General features: G+C 40.0%; 15 protein-coding genes, 1 tRNA gene and 1 pseudogene. 4 read left to right on the top strand and 13 right to left on the bottom strand.

The genetic code is table 11. The features are described 5' to 3' along the window. Positions 1 to 134 precede the first annotated feature (134 nt). The 4 genes from N4T56_RS04760 to N4T56_RS04745 form a co-directional block, all read right to left on the bottom strand. Entirely contained in the window at positions 135 to 545 is a 411-nt protein-coding gene (locus N4T56_RS04760; protein WP_188739078.1) for an antitoxin Xre/MbcA/ParS toxin-binding domain-containing protein, read from the bottom strand. 255 nt (positions 546 to 800) lie between these two features. Continuing rightward, entirely contained in the window at positions 801 to 1,166 is a 366-nt protein-coding gene (locus N4T56_RS04755) for a transcriptional regulator (protein WP_261732408.1), read from the bottom strand. Positions 1,167 to 1,542: 376 nt separating this feature from the next. After that, complete coding sequence (locus N4T56_RS04750; protein WP_261732407.1) at positions 1,543 to 2,343, bottom strand: hypothetical protein; 801 nt, start codon at positions 2,341 to 2,343, stop codon at positions 1,543 to 1,545. Between the two features lie 256 nt (positions 2,344 to 2,599). Continuing rightward, on the bottom strand, positions 2,600 to 2,872 hold the full coding sequence (locus N4T56_RS04745) for a hypothetical protein (RefSeq protein ID WP_261732406.1): 273 nt from the start codon (positions 2,870 to 2,872) through the stop codon (positions 2,600 to 2,602). A gap of 635 nt (positions 2,873 to 3,507) precedes the next feature. On the opposite strand from N4T56_RS04745, the gene ltrA reads away from it, so the two are divergent. Continuing rightward, on the top strand, positions 3,508 to 4,854 hold the full coding sequence (gene ltrA, locus N4T56_RS04740; RefSeq protein ID WP_261732405.1) for a group II intron reverse transcriptase/maturase: 1,347 nt from the start codon (positions 3,508 to 3,510) through the stop codon (positions 4,852 to 4,854). Between the two features lie 224 nt (positions 4,855 to 5,078). On the opposite strand, the gene N4T56_RS04735 is transcribed toward ltrA, so the two are convergent. The 4 genes from N4T56_RS04735 to N4T56_RS04720 form a co-directional block, all read right to left on the bottom strand. Next, a complete protein-coding gene (locus N4T56_RS04735) occupies positions 5,079 to 5,501 on the bottom strand; it encodes a hypothetical protein (RefSeq protein WP_261732404.1) in 423 nt (140 codons plus the stop codon). A gap of 1,126 nt (positions 5,502 to 6,627) precedes the next feature. Continuing rightward, entirely contained in the window at positions 6,628 to 7,635 is a 1,008-nt protein-coding gene (locus tag N4T56_RS04730; protein WP_261732403.1) for a tyrosine-type recombinase/integrase, read from the bottom strand. 70 nt (positions 7,636 to 7,705) lie between these two features. Further along, positions 7,706 to 7,960: a hypothetical protein gene (locus tag N4T56_RS04725; protein ID WP_261732402.1), complete on the bottom strand. Its 255-nt coding sequence runs from the start codon at positions 7,958 to 7,960 to the stop codon at positions 7,706 to 7,708. A gap of 322 nt (positions 7,961 to 8,282) precedes the next feature. Beyond that, positions 8,283 to 11,087: an SIR2 family protein gene (locus N4T56_RS04720; RefSeq protein WP_261732401.1), complete on the bottom strand. Its 2,805-nt coding sequence runs from the start codon at positions 11,085 to 11,087 to the stop codon at positions 8,283 to 8,285. Positions 11,088 to 11,517: 430 nt separating this feature from the next. On the opposite strand from N4T56_RS04720, the gene N4T56_RS04715 reads away from it, so the two are divergent. Then, positions 11,518 to 11,748, top strand: coding sequence for a hypothetical protein (locus tag N4T56_RS04715; RefSeq protein WP_261732400.1), 231 nt, complete (start codon positions 11,518 to 11,520; stop codon positions 11,746 to 11,748). A gap of 175 nt (positions 11,749 to 11,923) precedes the next feature. Here the strand turns inward: N4T56_RS04715 and N4T56_RS04710 are convergent, their stop codons facing one another. Next, on the bottom strand, positions 11,924 to 13,324 hold the full coding sequence (locus tag N4T56_RS04710) for a site-specific integrase (protein ID WP_261732399.1): 1,401 nt from the start codon (positions 13,322 to 13,324) through the stop codon (positions 11,924 to 11,926). Between the two features lie 98 nt (positions 13,325 to 13,422). Next, positions 13,423 to 13,512: transfer RNA gene (locus tag N4T56_RS04705), tRNA-Ser, on the bottom strand. Positions 13,513 to 13,769: 257 nt separating this feature from the next. On the opposite strand from N4T56_RS04705, the gene N4T56_RS04700 reads away from it, so the two are divergent. Both N4T56_RS04700 and fabA read left to right on the top strand, forming a co-directional pair. Then, positions 13,770 to 15,509 (top strand): S16 family serine protease, encoded by a 1,740-nt coding sequence (locus tag N4T56_RS04700; RefSeq protein ID WP_261734750.1) that lies wholly within the window; start codon positions 13,770 to 13,772, stop codon positions 15,507 to 15,509. Between the two features lie 77 nt (positions 15,510 to 15,586). Then, positions 15,587 to 16,102 (top strand): bifunctional 3-hydroxydecanoyl-ACP dehydratase/trans-2-decenoyl-ACP isomerase, encoded by a 516-nt coding sequence (fabA, locus tag N4T56_RS04695; RefSeq protein ID WP_261732398.1) that lies wholly within the window; start codon positions 15,587 to 15,589, stop codon positions 16,100 to 16,102. 81 nt (positions 16,103 to 16,183) lie between these two features. Here fabA and rmf read toward each other — a convergent pair. The 3 genes and pseudogenes from rmf to N4T56_RS04680 all read right to left on the bottom strand — a co-directional run bounded on the left by rmf (position 16,184) and on the right by N4T56_RS04680 (position 20,421). Beyond that, positions 16,184 to 16,359 (bottom strand): annotated as a pseudogene (gene rmf, locus N4T56_RS04690) (ribosome modulation factor). 224 nt (positions 16,360 to 16,583) lie between these two features. Next, a complete protein-coding gene (locus tag N4T56_RS04685) occupies positions 16,584 to 18,479 on the bottom strand; it encodes a DUF3466 family protein (RefSeq protein WP_261732397.1) in 1,896 nt (631 codons plus the stop codon). Between the two features lie 25 nt (positions 18,480 to 18,504). Further along, the gene (locus N4T56_RS04680) at positions 18,505 to 20,421 is read right to left on the bottom strand and encodes an ABC transporter ATP-binding protein (RefSeq protein WP_261732396.1); all 1,917 of its coding nucleotides are present in this window, start codon (positions 20,419 to 20,421) and stop codon (positions 18,505 to 18,507) included. Position 20,422 lies beyond the last annotated feature (1 nt).

The raw sequence follows: 20,422 nt of genomic DNA, 5'->3' as shown, positions 1-20,422 counted from the left end.
TTGACTAAACTATACTATTCGCACCGTAGGGGAAATCGTCATTAGGCTAACGGCATTTGCCGTTGAAAATGTTGGGTGGAATAGAGCTTGGTAATTAAAATTGTCGTCAAGGCGCTGTAAAGTCACCGGCGTTGTTACGCTGTCATGCCATAAGATAACTTAATTATCGTCGCATTAATCATGTCCAAACCGATAATGGTATCTAGCAGCGTTATCGGTTGTTGATTAGCAAACGCCTGGTTGGGTGTCTTTAGCCATAAAAGCATTCTATCTTGCGTACCAAAGTACTCTGTTCCTGCTTGAATAGTACTGATGAGCATCAACACACGCTCGGTCGCGATGGCTGGCAACAGCTTATCGTAAAGTCTTAATTTTACCCCTAATACTGTTTCTAATTCACGCCTAGATAAACCCGTAAACGTCATCGCATTAGCTAGCATGTCAGCGGTTACCCCCTGCCGAATAAGCTCTATATCGCTATATGAGTCGCGATTAAGGTGCTCGATGCTTGTACCAACCAATACTGAAAACGCTTCATTTAACATATAGAGCAACTCCAACAGAAAATGGTATTTGATAGCAGTATAAGTGAAATTCAAAAGCCTGAAGACCTAATTTATTAATGCATCAATAGGGGCTCAACATCTTTCGCTTCATACACACTTGTGAACATTTCTGCGTTACAAAGAGCGAACAAAGTTAGGTTTTCAGATAACTTCTAGTGTCCCAATTACCTACAAATGGTAGGCCAGATTTGCTGAACCACTACAACCCAACAATCGGGTTAATATTAGGCAAGTTTATTCATCCTCGTCTAATAACTGAGCACCAAAATCAATTTCTACACTTTCAACTAAACTTTCAGCACTTCTACGCATACTTGCTGTGAGCGGCACTAATTTGTCGGGGTGTTGTTGCATGTCATTTTCAAGAATAGATAAAAAACTTTCCAATTCAGCGGTATTAGGTATTGCATCAAACAATCCTTCGATTGTCTTTAAAGCGGCACGATATTCATCATCAGAACTCAGAGATATCTCATCGTGACCAGTAATAATTTCATTTCCGACAGAAGGAGAATCAAGCCATGCAGTTAAATCATCAGGAACTGGTGCCGTTGCGTCACATTTTAAAAGCAATATATTGAGTTTAGTATTCTTCATCATCAATTCTTCTCTTTGAATCGTCACTATTAGAGTAGCAACTCCCGACTCTGTGGTATTACTAAAATTTGATCGACTGATTTGTGCTTAGTTTCTTATTGCTAAGCTATCCTGTCACACTTTTGGACAAAAATGTGTTAGCTCTATCTGCCACTTATATTTCAAAGGAATAAAAGCGTCAGACAGCATTCTTATTTTTAAAGAAATAGCACTAAGAGAGCCTCTATATGTGTTTGCCTGCTTTTATTGCTAAGAACAGGATGATTTGACAGCTAAATGACAGACGAAGTAGATGAATTTGTTGATTGATTTTAATTTGACTGCAAAAGCAGTCAAATAAGTTAGGCGCGCCTATTGACTGGCGGAAGGCTCATATGTGTTAGCCATTTACTGCTTCAGGCTGCTCACCATAAATACTAAAAATTACATCTTTAGCTATAGAATCTATTTTATACTCTGTCCCTCTTTGAGGTTGAGAGAATAAAGTAGTATCTGAATACTTTTTAAATACATAATAGCTATCATAATATGATGTAGAACCACGGTAACTATTAGTAGTTTTTATATTGTCATTTGCTAGGAATTCTATGAAGCATTTTACTTCTTCTGGCTGAAGTCCAACAAAAAATCGTTTTGCTGCACCATATTTTAAATCATCAAATTCATCCCACACAGCTTCATTTAGCAATTCACTTGCTTTGTTAGTTAATGAAGCTGTTTCTGTTTTGTCACTAACCGCTGGAGTGTAAATAATATTCATATTCTTTAAAGTAAATAACGGTGCCCCTTTGGGAATTCTTATATGATTTTGTCTTTTAAGCTCTTGGATTATATAAAGTTGAAAGACATCCAGCTCTCTAAAATTAAATAGCATTTTTTCTCTGGCTTGAGTTATAGCCATCTTGTCTTGCTCTAATTTAAGCGCCGTTTCAGCCTCTTTATTTTTTATAAATTTTTTATTATTAAAAAAATCTATAATGGCTCCGATAACAGCATAAACTAACCGAATACTTGTCACGAAAACTAAACCTTGGAGCACTGTTTCAGATACTGAATTTAATGTAATTAATTTCTGATTTATTAGTACAAGAACCAAGTTAGATACTAAGAATATAGCCAAATTAAGACGTGTATCTTTTAATTTAGTAAGTAAATCTAGTACATCTTTAGAGCCTTGCATGAGTGCATAATCCTTGAAATGGCTAACGAGACTGTAGAATAACTCTAACAGTCAAATTCAATGAAAAAAAGAGCTCCTCAAATCAATCCTAAGCGCTTTTAAGACACTAGGTAATGCATTTGGAACCCTAAAAAATGGCTATTTTTCAATAAAAATAGAAATTCTACAGCCTCAACGCCTTGCTTTGGGGCGGCCGAAACAGAGCGAAGCGGCGTGTAGACCGTCCCAGCCGCGAAGCGGCGACAACAGCAACTTGTTATGTGTTTTCATTGCGGCCAAGCCTATTGTGAACAATGGGCACAAAAAATGCGCCGATTGAAATGATAAACCCCAAAGCCATACCCCATGAACCTACGGGGTGAAATACACCGAAAGTAAGAAGTGCAGCCCAAGAGGCCATTAACGAAAGAATAATTGTTGCCGCAGCAATGAAGCGGAAATTTCGCTGGCTCGAACCATTTCGAGACCAAACCACCAAAATTATGATGGAGAGAAAGCTTAATATTAGTAGTGGCAACCCAGCGCTCATTCTATTCCTTCGGACTCAAGACACATAACGCCCGGCTCTGCGGCAGGCAAAAGTGGAGGCCGCTTTTTGGCCGGAGCTTTTGACTGTCCGACAGCAGCCGCTTGTGTACGCCCAGCATGGGCATGAACTAATGAGGTGAAAGTCCTCTGTAGGAAGATCACCGCTACTCTTTCTAAAAGAGAATAACATACTGTTATTAAACGTTAACTACTAGCGAATGGCAAGGGCTTAATCGCAAGGTTTGGTCTGGAGGAAGCCGCTAGCAAATTTGCGAGCTGATGAACAAGAACATCATATGAGGCGTAGGCTAGAGGTGAGTTGGCACAAGACGACGAAACCACGTGATCTAATGGCCACCGTAAATGATGCAGCAGTGCAAAGAAAGTTCATGTTCTTATCTGGGGAGATCTGTTTAACACGCGATCGGTCATTAACCAGTAAGGCTCTGGTTTATAAGTGCCTTGGCTTTTCAACTTCATCGACTGAAAAGAGCGAACCAGATGGAAACCGATAGCGCATGACGGGGTAACTTGGCATGTGATTAAGCAGAAGTCAGCAGACGGCATAGTAGCCCAACGCCCATCGTAATGGTTGGGATATGGTGAAGGCCTGAACATTTAGAAGAAGGAGGAGTCTTGTCAAACTTGTCGATACCCACTACGTCGCCAGACGATTACTATCAGCAGCGTATTGATATGCAACCGGCCTTCAACAGCGATTTATTCCAACAACTGCTCGAACCTGAAAATCTACACCGAGCTTGGCGTCAAGTTAAAGCCAATAAAGGCGCGGCGGGCATCGATGGCATGACCATCGAAGCCTTCCCGCTCTGGATGCAACAAGGCGGCTGGCAACAGTATAAATCTCAATTAGAGCGAGGTGAATACCAACCCTCAGCGGTCAGGCGCGTAGAGATCGACAAACCCGATGGCGGTAAACGCAAATTGGGGATCCCTAACGTCATTGACCGTGTGATACAGCAAGCCATTGCTCAAATACTCACGCCACTGTTTGACCCATTCTTCTCGACCAACAGCTTTGGCTTTAGGCCGAACAGAAATGCCAAACAAGCGGTACTGCAAGTAAGGGATATCATCAAACAAAAACGCAAATTTGCCGTCGATGTTGATCTGTCTAAGTTCTTTGACCGAGTTAATCATGATCTCTTGATGACTCAACTTAGAAGCAAGGTGCAGGATAAGCGTCTGTTGGCGCTTATTGGTAAATACCTTCGAGCTGGTGTGATGGTCAATGGCCAATTTGAAGCAAGCTTTGAAGGCGTGCCTCAAGGCGGCTCACTCTCGCCATTACTCTCTAACATTATGCTGGATAGTCTGGATAAAGAGCTGGAAAGCCGAGGGCATAAATTCGCCCGCTACGCGGACGACTTCATCATTTTGGTAAAGTCTATTCGAGCAGGAGAGCGGGTACTCAAGAGCATTACTCAATATCTGGCCACTAAGCTAAAACTGGCCGTTAATGAACAGAAAAGCCAAGTGGTTAAGGTCGGTCAAAGCAAGTTTCTTGGGTTTACATTTAACCGAGGAAAGATCCAGTGGCATGCTAAAACATTACGCATTTTCAAACAAAAGATGAGACGACTGACGAACCGAAATTGGGGAGTTAGTATGGGATATCAATTGTTTAAAGTGCGGCAGTACATGCAAGGCTGGATCAACTACTTTGGCATAGCCAATGCTTACCAAGGATGTGTCGATTTAGACCATTGGATCCGTCGTCGCATACGTATGTGCTACTGGCGTCAGTGGCGAAAACCACGGACTAAGGTGCAAAATTTACTTAAGCGTGGCGTCAGGATCCAAGCCGCTGTTGCTTGTGGTATCACAAGTAAAGGCTCTTGGCGTAGCTCTAAAACACCGGGGATACAGCAAGCACTGAGTAATGAGTATCTGAAGAAAGCAGGATTATATTCACTAAGAGATGGATGGATCGCAGTTCATTATCCTAACCAGAAAGTTTAGTTAGGGGTTCTAAATGAACCGCCCTGTGCGGAGCCGCATGCAGGGTGGTGTGGGGGCTGGAGGTTAGATACCTCCGGCTACCCGATTACACGTTGCTTGCTACTGGAAGACATTACCTTCGCCTGCTTGTGCTGAAATTTCACCATATTGAAGCTGGCCGCCATTTATAGCGTACGGTAGTAAAACTACAACTGAATAACCAGATTCGTGATCTAAGGCGATAGCTATAGCATCAGAAGGTTCGCCATTGGGTAACTGGACTCTAACATCGTAAACGAGGTAGTGGCTTTGTACTCTTTGTTTTTTGCGGCGGTTTGAAATGCTTTTTGCAACATATCGATGACTTCCGCTGATGGAGGGTGTTCGTCGTCATCATATGCTGCCACGCTTACAATTTTCCCTTCAGGTGTCATAGCACCACCGTAAGGGAAAAATTCACCGTGTTCAGTTAATAGCTTTTCCGCAAGAAGTAAAGTTGCATCCATTAATTCTTGTGATTCGTCTTTTCCTTCTTGCACATTCCCTCCGAAGCAATAAGTTGCAAAGGCTAATAATAAAATAGCGATGGTTCGTTTAATCATGACGTGTAACAGCGTATTAGCGAGAATTCCGATAAACATCCTGAGAAGCTCACCAAAACTCAACATCCATACTGCTTTAATTATTAATAATTTTAGTAACTTATCAGCTTAAATAACCCAAATCAATCACCTTTTAGTCTAGGCAAAAGCGAGAATTTAGATAACTGAGAATAATACAAACTCGTTATGTAGAGCAGATATATTAACAAAAACAAGCTAATTCAATTGGATAGCATTGTCTTTTAAGTGAAACCGAGAATTTTCGCAATTACATAACGAGAAACAACACTGTTGTTTTAACACAAATGAATTATAACTGTGTAAAAACACAGTATGCTGTCGCAAAGATTTTATGATGTTAATCGTAGATAAATTTATATCAAAAGGGTGCTTTCATAAATTAGCGATAACTATGTTCGAGCAAAGTTTAAATTGGATTTTATCTAACAAGGAATGGGCAGAAATGAGTTAATACTTTACTTTCAACGGGTGTAATTCAACTCTGAACTTGAGACCGTTGAAGAAAATAGCGTGAGCCTGACAGGACGTCAGGCTAGCTTTCGTTGGCCAAGGATGGCCTATCGGAAGCGTTAGCATTTTCGAATAAGGCCGAAGAACACTAAAACTAAGTCAAAAGCTGGATTCCCCCCCATGGCGACCTTTTCGCTGTTTGAAAATGTTGCGGGGCGGCTGGGAGATCCAAGAGGGAACAGCCGTTGATTTCCTCTTGGTCTGGTGTGGGCGAAGCGCCACGACGTTAGTGGCCACAGGCCATATTCCAAACACGTATTGGGGCATAAACGTTTTAGCTGGTTTCATGCAGAATCCCTATATCTCCCAAAATAGAGATACAGTTAAAACTACTTACTCACTCTTTTATACGAACTAATTTCGCTCTCAGTGAGAGCGAAAAGGTTTGTTTCGCACTACCCTGTAGCTGATTCGTGCTGGGTTGCAGAGTATTTAAGACAATTTATAAAAAAATCAATGTTTGAAACGCTTGTTTGATTTATAAGTTTTTCTTCGCACTCACTGACTGCGAGCCATTTTCAATACCATTATATTTCGCTCTCTGCTGTAGCGAAATAATTACAGCTTTGGCAGTGTTTGTGCCTCAACTGACACTGTTACTGCCAATCGAGACAGATTGTTAATTTAGGTTTGAAGTTTATTTATTAACCACACCCGATCATCAAATTTGATATTCAATTCTCTCAATATCCTTCAGCAATGCAGCAACGTTTACATCTTTGCCGTAACGACTGAAAGTGATGTTGGGATTAGCGTGACCGACGATTTGCGCCACGATATGCTCGCTGATATCCAACTGCTTCATTTCATCAATAAACGTGTGTCTTAGGCCGTATGCGGTTGGACGCTTATTCGCTTGCATGCCGATTTCGGTTTGAAGCTTAGCGAGCTGTTTACAGTAGGTTTTTGACCAATCTTCAATGATGCCAACAGGTTTATAATCAAACAGCTGAGTATGAGTTGATTTTCTTTGCTCAACAAATGCAATAAAGCCTTGCTCAAGCAAGTATTTGTGAATGGGCACATAACGTTTGGCATTGAGGTTCTTTAATCGTTGTACTGCACCACTGTCATCAACGCTAATGCAGTGTATGCCATCAATTAGCTTGATATCGGCTGGTTTGAGCTGGCAGGCTTCTGAGAGCCTTAAACCACCATAAAGCATCAAACGGGTGACCCACTTGAAATCGGTTGTTGAAGCCTTGAATGATGAGCTGCGAAGTAGGCGTTTAAGTTCAATGTGCGTCCAGCGGTCTCTAGCTTGATTCGGTTTAGCTTTTGGTTTTTGTCCGACAGTAACGCTTTCAAACGGGTTGTGGTTGCAATAGTTCATTAATTGGCACCACTTAAAGAACTGAAATATGGCAGCTAAGTATTCTTTATTGCTTTTGTAGCTTCGGCCTTGAGTCAGTAAAGCATCGCGATAGGTCATCGCATCAGCACTGGTGATGTCATGCACACATTTATCATCAGTTTTAAGCTTGGTTTTAAGAGCTGATTTTGATGATACGGTATCAATAAAATGTCGAGTACGCTGCTCAAGCTGCTTAATAGAGAGCGGCCTAATGGCTGATTTTTGTTTTGAAATAATAAATGCGCTTAATGCTTCGTTTAACCCAATAACAGGCTTTGCTTGCGCCACAGCGGTAGTTTCACGATGCTGAGACAATTTAGTCTCTCTGATTGGGATGGAATGAGGTTTCGGCGTGATGTTGAACGTAATATCAGAATCATCAGCATCAAACTGAGCTTCTGAGGCTGTTAATCACTTCATCAACGTAACGAATAAAGTCATTAATACGGGTTTTATGGTCAATAGACTTAATGATTTTTTTGAGTGTTCCGGCAACATCAATATTACGGATGACCGCTTCTGCTCTATCTCGAGTCAGCAACGACACTTTTACATCAAAAGGAAAGCCTTTATCGCGTAGCGACTTGGCTAAACAGATACGTGTGAAATACACGTTATTTGGCGCTCTATAAAGATACATTGTCTGAGTCAATCCTTATGGAGAGCCCCTCAAACGCCAGAAACAAAAAAAGCCGTTGATAATCAACGGCTTTTCTCGTATTTAATGTGGCGGAGGGATAGGGATTTGAACCCAAGAAACCAGCCACAAAATAAAATTAAAATTCATTATAATCAACGACTAATCGAAAAATCACATCTCAGAAAGTGAACATTCGTAGTCGGTATATGACATTTAAGTATTTATCGAGTACGTTGTCAAGAAAGTCATAGTCTCTTATCTTACTAAACCAACCCTACGGAAATGATCTAAGTTTTAATGTCACTTCTATTTCTACGTTTACTCAAATTGATGACCTGTTTGGCCAACGTTTGTAACGCTCAATTAGATCACCTAGCTCTTTATTTAAACTTTCTAGCTCGTCAATTCCTTTCTTACTTATTAAATGCTGAGTTAATCTTTTGAGTGAATATAGCTGTGATGAAAACGATTTTCCATCACGAAACTGTTCTAAATATTCATCTAGCTTCTTAACAGTCTCTGTCTCAAAATCTTTAAAATCCACTGCGACTGACCAAAATTCAAACTCCCAATCATCTATGCCTTTTGTTTTAGGCTGAGAAATGACTCCTTCAATGAATTTCTTAATAATATTTCGAACATTAGCGTTCGAAATATTAAAGATGCTGTAAAGCAGAGATCTCGAAAACTTACGCTGATCTTCTGGTTTGTAAGTTTCAAGTTCAGACACCAGCCGGCGGACTCGGTCCTTATCAGTATATTCGCCTTTTACTACCCCAATATAACCGTATAAATTGCCTATAGATCCATTGAGTATCGCATGCTGATCCCAACCATGGGCTGTTTGGGAAGTGATTTTGTCGATTACTGTGTTTAATATATTTATCAAAACGTCAGTTTCGATCTCCCGCTTAAATAAACTATATTGGTGTGCTAAAAATTCATTTATTGCCTCGTAAATCCCGATAGTTGTTGAACTACTCGTAATTAATCGGGAAAACTCACTCATAACTTTTGAAATATGAGTGTCACTCAAATCAAGAAATGCAAGTAATCGCACGCTGTTTGCAAATTTAGTTTCATGACCGTCGGATAAACTTCGATCTTTTATCAACCGGTCGGTTAAGTTTGGCAAAATGGTAGAAACAATCCATTCTGAACACTCATCACTAGCGTTTAGACGAAGTTGATTGGAACCCTCATTTTTAGAAAATACTCTAAGCTCTGACTGTAGCTCTTTTGATGAGTAAAATTGGATGGCTGAGTAAAACTCATATTGATTGAGCTTTACTATTTCTTTGAGTGATTGACGGAGTACGGAAATCTTGACGAAGTCTCTCATAACCGCTTTGTATGGGGCATGCTGATCAATCATTATGTGATTTTTCAACGCAAACATTAATAGGTTTATGTGTGTGGAAGTTGGTTCATCTGCATTGTTGTTAAAACTCATTCCTCCAGCTTTTATACTTTCAACGGTTTTTGTGAGTTCAAGTATCTTTTTTGTACACTCATTTGCTTTTTGATGAACAGAGTGCAAGGCCAAAAAATCATACAAGACTTGATTCTTTTTTATCTCTGATTTTGGAAATTTAAAAAATTCATCTTGAAGCTCTACTTCCGTTTCCTTTTCAAATTCTTTTCTATTTTCTTTATAAAAAGAGTACTTTAGCCTCCATAAAATCGAGTTTTTATTAAATAGCGCTATCAATAGCATTGAGTATATTTTGTGCCTTTTACAGGCAAGAATAAGTTCAGAATTTTTCTTAAATGCTAATTCATCTTCACCAAATTTATAGCGTTCATAAGATTCTGATGACAAAAATTTTATAAAATCATTACTTTTGCATTCATATTCTGAAAAAGATATGTGTTTCCTATCTTGCTGTTCTAGGTTTTGAGCTGAACCTATTTTCTCGTTCACAAAGTACATTATTTTCCCGCTATCATTATCGTTGGGTAAAATAACACCCTTGATATTAGCTAGAGCTAAGATAGAAAGGACGTCCGTAAGTCTTGAATTTTTTCTGTAAAACTTCTCTTTTTCATCTTCACAAAACAAATCTATGCGGGATAGAATTTCCAAGAATTTTTCGTGAAGCAATCGGGTGGTATTGCAGTTGTCCGTAGTCAGGACCCCTTGGGTCTTGAATAACTCCAATATACTTAAACCATCGTCATCGTAACGAAACCCACAGTTTGTTATCGCTCCCCGTATTTGATTATGAGTTATTGAGCTTAGCTGTTTTAGATGCTGTATACGCTCGTATATGAAACTGATAACTTCCTGCTCATCGTTCGGGTCTACTGCTCTATCATCTTGCATAATATATGTTAAAAAAGATTGAGTTAGCGCTGATCTTTTCTCTAAATGCTGAATTTCATCAATAGAATAGCTTTCACTATCTAGCACTAATGTGGTGATCCCATGATTTCTCAAGTAGCTTTCTTGAGGCTTGTCTGTTTTGAAATTTACCAAATACATCGGGGGAGCTGAACTAGAATGACTTTGCATCCACTTCATTATGTGTTTAAGGTTAATGTCGTTATAGGAATACCCTAAAAACAGAACTGTATGTGTTGAAAATATAGACTTTATGTTGTTTTCTATTAGCGGGAAATTTCTTGAATAATTGAGGTAGTCATCTTCTTTGAAAACTATATTGTGATTTTTAAAATCACCATGGATTTTAATAAATTTATTCGGACTGGTTGAACTGACTAAATCCTTGTCCGTGCATATCGTATCGTATAAATAGCCTTCCTGCTCTATTGCATTTTCAATGATGGAGTCCCAGTTCGTAGTTATTATTACGCGAGGGCTTACCTTCAAAATCGTGCGATGTAAACTCGATGGGGTGATGTCTTCAGGAAAATATTTCTTCAATGTTTGGTTGTATGTCTGCTCTCCAAACTCAAGATAATATAGTTGAGCTAGTTTTAAATAATCTAGCTCTTCAGTTATCGCTAAATCTGACTTTAGTTCAGTTATTAGATCACTCCACGAAGGCAGGCTTAAATAATCAGTATCAGAGCTTTTTGATATACCTGCACCGACAAATATAGCTAATCTATCGTCTTCATTAGCTTGCTTGATGTTTTTAATATGAACATTGTGCAGGTGCATTCTAAAACCCTTTTAAATTTTTGGTAATCGATCGAAGTGAGAGTAAGTTAATACCCGATTTGGGTCGAAAACGATAGTTAGTGCAGTTCCGTATAAAATTCATTTAACGGAACCTCGATAAATTTAGCATATAAGCAATTGAATTAATAGATAATTAACTCCTTGCCTTATTGATGTAAAACAGCGAAAAAGTACTGGAAGTTCAGTTTTATAAAAAACGTACTTGATCGATAAAATTGCTTACCGCTTTGTAAGCTAAATTAGTATAAGTGACAAATCAATTACCTAAATGGCTAATTTAGCGAGATTTTATTTAAAAATATGATAAAAAATAACTTAAGACATTCAAACTCACAGATATTTTTATATTACATTTAGCTTATTTCACATGCGCAGCATGTGGCTGTTGGGGTTCAAAGGGGTACTCCCTTTGCCCGTAGCTAGTATCCGACCTTTTTGGAACAAAAAGTGGGATACTAGCGTACCGGGTTACGTTGTAGTCCCACTTAATAAGTGGGCTGCTTTGGCTTCGCACTCACTGAGTGCGAAGCAGTTTAAATTGCCTTCTTTACGTGAAAAGTTACGCGAAATTAACGCGAAAAAAGGTGAAAAATCGATTTCTCAACAAGATTTATTATCGATTTACGCCCGTAGGATTTGATAAGTGCTGCTGAGAAATGATGCCGCTGGTAGGTTTCATCATTTCTCAGGCTGATTATTGGTTCTGTGAGAGCAAATTTTGGCGTATCAAGTCACTCAGGTTTTACTGATTGTTGTCATGATTAACCCTCTACAGTTGATATTTTCAGCAAAAATCCTCTCATATAATCCCACTTTTATATTGGCAGAAACAAATTCAGCGCGTACTCAACTTTATCCACCACTGGTTTTAGTGTTTTCACATCATATTGCTTGCCGTATCGTCCATAGGTGATGTTGTGATAAACGTGTCCAACAAGCTGTGCCACCATCGACTCTTCAATTTGCAGTTGTTTAAGCTCATCAATAAAGGTGTGACGGAATGAATAGGCTGTAGGTCGTTTACCTGCAACAAAGTGAAGTTGGTCGAGTAATTTGCCAAATTCACGGCAGAACTTATGTGACCAAACGCCATCACTACTAGGTTGGTAATGAAATAACGGGTTGCTTGTTAATTGACTGTTTTTTGATGTTCGGTCAGTAATGGTTTGAACGAAATCAATAAAACCGAGCTCAATTAGCTTTTGATGTAGCGGAACGGTTCGCTTTGACTGCGCAGTCTTAAGTTGTTGGCTCATGCCTTCATTAGTCACGTGAATGACGCTGATACCATCGATTACGGTTATATCATTGCTGTGTAGCTGACAAGCCTCTGAAGGCCGCAAACCGTGATAGAGCATCAATAGTGTTATCCATTTAAAGTCGGGATGCTTATCGATAAAGTCTTGTGATTGCAGTACGTGTTTTAGTTGCTCTGGTTGCCAGCGCTGACGCGCTAAATCATGCCCAGCTTGGTTACTTGGCTTTGACAGTTTCACTTCATCAAACGGGTTGGCGGTGGTGTAGCGCATCAGTTTGCACCATTTGAAGAACTGCGACACCGCAGCTAAGTAGTCTTTGTTACTTTTGTGGCTTCTACCCTCTTCAAGTAAACAATCCTTGTATTCCATCGCCTCAGCGCTGGTTATGTCGAATACATCATCTAGGTGAGTTCTTTCAATAAAGTGGCCTATACGTTGATTTAGCTGCTTTACCGTTAACACTGAGACAGACTGCTTTTGTTTAGACGCTATAAACTTAATTAGCGCATCCGTTAACGTGACGTTAGCGACTGAATTTGTTTGTTTTTTACTATCCGAACTTTTTGAGAATGCCAAGTTTGTTGGTAAGGAATAATTGTCATATGTCGCATTATTATGTGCTAATTTTGCTGGCCGAGTGGGAATAAACTGAATGATTTCCCGCACTGGCTTAGCGTTATCATCAAGCGTATCAGTTACCCCAATAAAGCCTGCACGGGCATCATTAATCAATTGATTCACCAGTGCTTTAAACGCATCTGGCTGTGATTGTGGTGTTAAGTTGCTGATTAATGGCCGTAAGATGCCCGCAACGACAAGATTACGGCCTATCGCGATTGAGCGCTGTTTAGTGAGCAAGGATACTTTGATGTCGGCAGCGAAGCCTTTATCACTAAGATAAGCAGGCAATACCATGCGGGTGTAATAGGTACAATTTGTGGCTCTGAATAGGTACATATGTCTCAGTCATCCGTTTTGGGTCTGAGAATATGATTTTTCAAATGCTAGAAAGCAAAAAAGCCATTGATTATCAATGGCTTTTTCACTTTAGAATGTGGCGGAGGGATAGGGATTTGAACCCTAGAACGGGATAAACCGTTGCCGGTTTTCAAGACCGGTGCATTCGACCACTCTGCCATCCCTCCGAACGGCGTGAATAATATAAGTAACTCGTTTACTTGTAAACCATAAATTTAAAAAACATGTCTAAATGTATAGCATTTAATCGCCCTGTTTTAATTTTGTGCATCGGGGTCACCAACAAGTGGCTTTTTGAGTCCAAACATCGACAAATACAGGGTATACCTAATTATACTATCTCGTAAATGTGCTGAGGCTTTTGCTGTGCTTTATGCTAATATCGAATGATTATTTTTTGCTGTCATGGCCAAATTATCACTATATGAATCCAACGTTACTGCCTAGTGCCAAACTTGCCCCTCAATATCATTTACCAGAAACTGCAACATCGACTTATTTTTTAAGTCATTTACTGCTTGGTCAAGAACGCGCTGTAGATGCATTTAAATTAATGACCAAAATCGAGTCGCAACATTTGTTTCTTGGTGACTTCGCTGGTGTTGATAGACCTTTATTTATCAAGGCATTAGTATCTCAGGCAGATACGCCATCTAATAACTATTTAGTCGCAACGAAAAAGTTGTCTGACGATGCTGAGATACAGTTTAAATGGCAGTCGGCATTGCCACCGCAAAACGTGGGGATTATTGCTAAACAAGAGTCATTGTCTTGTTATTTACAGGGCACCATTCGTCGGGCGGATTTAATAGGCCGAATGATGAAAACAGACAAAGCCAGTGTGTATAAGCCTGGGGTGTTGGCGTCAAATCATATGGTGTTTATATGTTTGGAATCAATTTGGCAACGTGAGAACCTCTGGGATTTGCTGATGCAAATCCTTCATGATGGCCATTACCGCATTAATAGTGAACTCGCCCCTATTCCGGTTAATTGTAAAATAATCTTGGTGGGTTCGGGATTGTCATACAGTCAACTGCGGCTTGAAGATCGCAAGTTTAGCCGTCATTTCCCATTACTGGCAGAAATGAGTAACGAAGTTGATTTAATTCAACACCCTGAATCAGCTTACGTTCAATGGCTCAATGTATTAGCCAAAGATGAAGCTGTGGAGTTAGACGCATCGAGCTTGTTACCTTTATTTTGGTATAGCTCTCGACTTGTGGAGCATCAGCAACGATTAAGTTTGAGTATGCTTGAAATGAAGCAATTATTAGCTCAAGCCAAAGCGTATGCTGGTAAGTCGTTATTGAATGGCGCTGCTATCGCTAAGGCTCTCGAAAAGCTTAAGTTTCGTCATAATAGTTCTGAAGTTTATTCAGCGCAGAGTTTTGATGATAACTTCATAAATCTGCCAACTAAAGGTGCTATGGTGGGTCAAATTAATGGTCTAACGGTCATTGATACTGGTGATTACACCTATGGTGAGCCTGCTCGTATTACTACATCCGTCCACTATGGCGACGGTGAAGTGGCCGACATTGAACGAAAATCTGAATTGGGCGGTAATATCCATACTAAAGGTATGATGATTTTGTCAGCTTGTTTATATCGTATTTTTGGCCGCGATGCTCCTCTGCACCTGAATGCTAACATTGTGTTTGAACAGTCATACCAAGAAATTGATGGTGACAGTGCATCATTAGCGGAGTATTGCTGTTTAATGTCAGCCATTGCCGAACAACCGATTGTGCAAAGCTTAGCGGTAACGGGTGCGTTAGATCAGTTTGGCAATGTACAAGCCATTGGTGGCGTGAATGAAAAGATTGAAGGATTTTATACCTTATGCCAACGCCGAGGTCTTACGGGTGAGCAAGGGGTGATTATTCCTAAAGCCAATGTGCTGCAGCTTAATTTAGAACCCGCTGTAATTGAAGCAGTTAATAAGGGGTTATTTCATGTTCATGCCATTGAACATATGGATAAAGCCGTTGAAATTTTAATGCAAATGCCGGCTGGCGTTGCCAATGAAGACAATGACTTTGCCCCAGAAACCCTTTATGGTTTAGTACAACAACGATTAGATAAACTCGCGGGACAAGATGATGAAGATATTGAGCTGAGCTTTTTTGCTAAATTGTTAGCTAGGTTACGTATTATTTAGTGATCGGAGTTGTTTAGCTTACACGTGTTCGCTATCTTGTTGGCATTATAAAGTTAATTAGAGTGGTATAGGATTAAATGGAAAAAGCTAACAGTTTTACTAAAGAACAACTTATCGCCTGTGGAAACGGAAATCTTTTAGGCCATAATAGACCGCGTTTACCTGTCGATAATATGTTGATGATTGACCGCATTATTACTATCAATGAAGATGGCGGTGAATTTGGTAAAGGTGAAATTGTTGCCGAACTCGATATTACTCCTGATTTATGGTTTTTTGATTGCCACTTTAAAACAGATCCTGTGATGCCAGGCTGCTTAGGCTTAGATGCAATGTGGCAGTTAGTCGGCTTTTATTTAGGCTGGGAAGGCGCTGAAGGTAAAGGTCGTGCTCTGGGTGTAGGTGAGGTTAAGTTTACCGGCCAGGTGTTACCAGATGCTAAAAAAGTAACCTACAAGTTGAATATTAAACGTAAGATCCATCGTAAACTGGTAATGGGCATTGCCGATGCAACTATGGAAGTTGATGGCCGTCAGATTTATTCAGCTACCGATTTAAAAGTGGGTATTTTTAGCGATACATCTACGTTCTAATCGATATATTTAAAGCGTTAGGGTTAGCCTTTAATACAATAATGCCCTCGGATAAACATCTTGAGGGCATTTTATTGACTGTTATTTGTTAAACAATCCACTTAGGCGGCCATCTACTCCTTCGCGCCATCCACCAAGCCACTGAGACCGAGAGTCCAGATTTGAGTGGGGGCAAACCTCCTTCGAACGCCCCCTATTCCTGCCTGAAATCCTTTTGAAAAAGCTCTGTCTAAACGATCTCTTTTCTGTCTTTTCATGCATGTGTCCTCTTCCATTACAGGCTTCTGTTTGACGAGATGGAGCTGAAGCCTTGCATATAGAAATAGACGCTTTTTTAGCCAAGATCAATCAAAAAAATGACCGTTTTATGGATTTTTTATTAAGGTATTGAGAAATAAATTAAAAAAAAATCGAGGACATCCTCGATTTTTTTGAGCTCTTAAACAAATATTTTTAGCTCAAGGTTTAGCGATAATTGTTGTTACTTTTTAACTCGACGACGTAACCATAAAAATGGCAGAGCAAATAACCAACCAAAACTTGCTGCGCCTTGACGTTCGTATGCGTCATCATCTTCAGCATCTGTAGATGAACAAGCTTCACCGCCCGTAGGTGTAAGCACAACCATGCGAGGTAAATATGACGTCACAGGGTCGCCATTACCGTCTAATTCAAATAGTGCTAAACCATTTTCACCAACAATTAAATCACCACTAGTGTCGTATTGATATTCAGGTTTACGGATAAACGCGGTACCCACAATGATGCCATCTTCGTTGATGCTGTTCGCTTCTACTATTGAGATATCACTTTCGTAGGTTAAAATTTCACCGGTACCATCTTGTACGCTGACAGTATTACGCTCCCAATCGCCATCGGTGTTACGCAAAAAACCTTTTGATTCACATGTTAATTGATCATTCAAATCAACAAACTCTTCAGTGTTCATGTCGTATAAAAAACCAACTTTAGGACGTGGGGTATCTTTGTCGTATGTCGACTCAATATAGCCCACTACTTGCCCTTGGTTGTTGATGTCTTTACCTTTACTGCTTAAATCTGATAACGATGTTTGGAAATCGTTAGGCGTGGTAATGCCTTCTTCAGGGTTGTTGGTGTCAAAAGTAAAGAACTTACTACGAAGATAACCATCGATGTATTTAGTGTAACTACCGACTAAAATACCTGAATCGTTGATATCATAGGCAATTGAATAGTAGACTTCGTCTTCCATTTCTACCCAATTGTATTCGTAATCGCCATTTTCATCTCTGGTCCAGTACGCGGCATCAAAATATAAATCATCTTCATCACCATTACGGTATACATGCGAACGCCCGGCTACATCACCGTTTGAGTTAATACCAAGACCTTGTGCAGTATAAATGAGTGTATCATCGTCATCTGGCGTAAGACCAAGCTCTAATTCGGTTCTTTCAGGTAAGCCGTCTTCATCTAAATTATCAAGTTCCCACACAAAGCCACGGGTTTGATATTGAATATAACGAGTGCCTGAATCTTCATCAGGGTATTGCAGAATTTGCACACAAATATCGGTAGGGATTGGGTTATCATCATCGGTATCTTCAGCTTCTTCAATACAGTTATCAATACGATCTTCACTGGCTGATGAAAGCTCGGTACTACCGTAACCCACAACTAAGTTGTCACTATTGACTCTTGAGGCAAGCGACCAACCACCTACCTCAACTGTGGCGGCATCAACGTCGGAAGTTTGATCTCGTTCATAGGTAGTAAATGATGGCAATAACGGATATTCAACGCCATTTTTAATCGCTATACCGCGCAGTTCAAATTCGCGATAATAGAAGTACTCTTGAGTAGTACTTGTGCCTTCGTAGTCTAGAGTGAGCTCTTCACCTGTGTAAGCACCCACTTTTACACCATTATTGTTAATACCATAAAAGTAAGTATCAACATCGTTTACAATCAATTCATCATCGTCATCATAATCTTCATTGGCTGGGTCAAATGTACCGGCAATACTATAGAACTCAGGCACCCAAGAGCCTACTGAAGCGTTATCACTGGCAATAAAAGTAAAGTTGTTGGCTTCAATTTCTGAATAAACAGAATAAGTAATGGTTTCTGCTTCTGAAATACCATCTTCAACATCAATCACAGAGTCATCGACATCGTCTGTAGTTAGCTTATTTTTACCTTTAGAAATACCAACGAGCTCATTTTCGTCGTTGATGGCCATTGCATAGCCATTGCGAGTACCATCTAAGGTGCCATTTAAATCGTAATCTTCAATGTTAACAATTTCATATACAGACGCGGCTTGAGCCGAACCAATAACACTTAATACGCCAATTGCGACTAATGATAAGGCTTTATCAAACTTTAACTTCATGTAACCATTCCTGTTTTATTATGCTTTACTTCATTGACTCTAGTTCTTCCCAGCGTTGGAAGCACAGCTCTAAATTCTGTTCTTTCTCTGCTAATGTTTGCAGAGCTTTATTAACCGTATCAGTTGGTTGATTGTAGAAATCAGCACGGCTTACCGTTTGCTGTAATGTTTCTATCTCTTGTTCAAGCTTTTCCATTTGGCTTGGAAGTGCTTCTAACTCTTTTTGTAATTTATAAGAGAGTTTTTTTGCTGCCTTTTCAGGTGCTTTTACAGGTTTTGTTTCTACTACTGGTTTCGATTGGACAACATTAGTTGCAACTGGTTCCTCAGAATAAAATTTAGCACCCTGAGAAATTGCATCCTGGTAACCACCTACATATTCAGACCAATGACCATTACCTGCAAACCACCAGCTACTGGTGACAGTATTATCAATAAATGCTCTGTCGTGACTGACGATCAATAATGTACCTTCGAAATCGGTGAGCAGAGACTCTAACAACTCTAAGGTCTCAATATCAAGGTCGTTTGTCGGTTCGTCGAGAATAATCAAGTTTGCAGGGCGCAATAACAACCTTGCGAGTAATAATCGGTTCTTTTCTCCACCAGAAAGCGCTTTAACCGGTGTGCGGGCACGCATAGGCGAAAACAAGAAATCTTGTAAGTAACTTAAAATATGGCGGTCTTGACCATTAATCGTCACGGTGCTTTTGCCTTCACCGACGTTTTCTTCAACGGTTTTTTCAGGGTCAAGAGCTTCGCGATATTGGTCAAAGTAAGCCACTTCTAATTTGGTACCAACTTTAATTTCACCCGATTGGGGTTGTAGCTTTTCAATCAATAATTTAATTAAAGTCGACTTACCACAACCATTAGGACCAATTAATGCAATACGATCACCACGCATAACGGTGGTACTAAAGTTTTTAACTAGGTCTTTGTCTGGCAGATTGTAATTAACATTTTTAACATCAAAGACCAACTTACCTGAACGCTCAGTATCAGACACGGCCATTTTGGCATTGCCCTGACGATTCAGTCGTTCACTTCGCTCGACTCGTAATGCTTTTAACGCTCTTACGCGACCTTCGTTACGAGTTCGTCGTGCTTTAACACCCTGGCGGATCCAGGTTTCTTCGTCTGCTAATTTTTTATCAAAATGGGCATTTTTTTCAGCTTCGACACGAAGCCACTCTTGCTTACCATCTAAATACGCTTGATAGCTACCAGGCCATGAGGTAACAACGCCACGGTCGAGATCGACGATTCGGGTTGCCGTACGTTGAATAAAGCCACGGTCGTGACTGACAAATACGATGGCGCCTTTAAAGTTTAATAAGAATTGTTCTAACCATTCGATGGTATCAATGTCTAAGTGGTTGGTGGGTTCGTCGAGCAGTAATAAATCGGGCTCAACGACTAAAGCGCGCGCCAAGGCCACTTTTCGCTGCCAACCACCTGATAACTCATTTAGTGGTTTGTCAGGATCTAGACCCAATAATTGACAGTTTTGGATGATGCGCGAATCTAGTTGCCAACCATTGTTGTGGTCTAACACTTCCTGAATACGCTGCATTTGATTAAGCATGCGTTCCATGTCATCGGGATTAGCTTCGGCCACATCGTGCGATAACTGATGGTACTTCTCTAATGCTTCACCAATTTCTTTTAAACCTGCAGCAATATAAGAATATACCGAGCCTGTTTCTGCTTTTGGTGGATCTTGTTGTAAACGGCTAACGTTGACGTCATTAGCAATGTTAAATTCGCCATCATCGAGTAATACATCACCTGATAACACTTTCATTAGGCTAGATTTACCCGCACCATTGCGACCAACAATACAAACGCGCTCGCCGGGTTCAATAGTAAAATCTGCATTGTGCAGTAAAGGAGTGTAACCGTAGGCTAATGAGCCATTATTTATCCGAACCAGACTCAAT

Origin of the sequence: Shewanella phaeophyticola (assembly GCF_025398315.1) — a bacterium.
In the GTDB taxonomy this organism is placed as follows: Bacteria; Pseudomonadota; Gammaproteobacteria; order Enterobacterales; family Shewanellaceae; genus Shewanella; species Shewanella phaeophyticola.
Note: the sequence above shows the minus strand (reverse complement) of the source record. Positions and strands in the feature narration are given on the sequence as shown.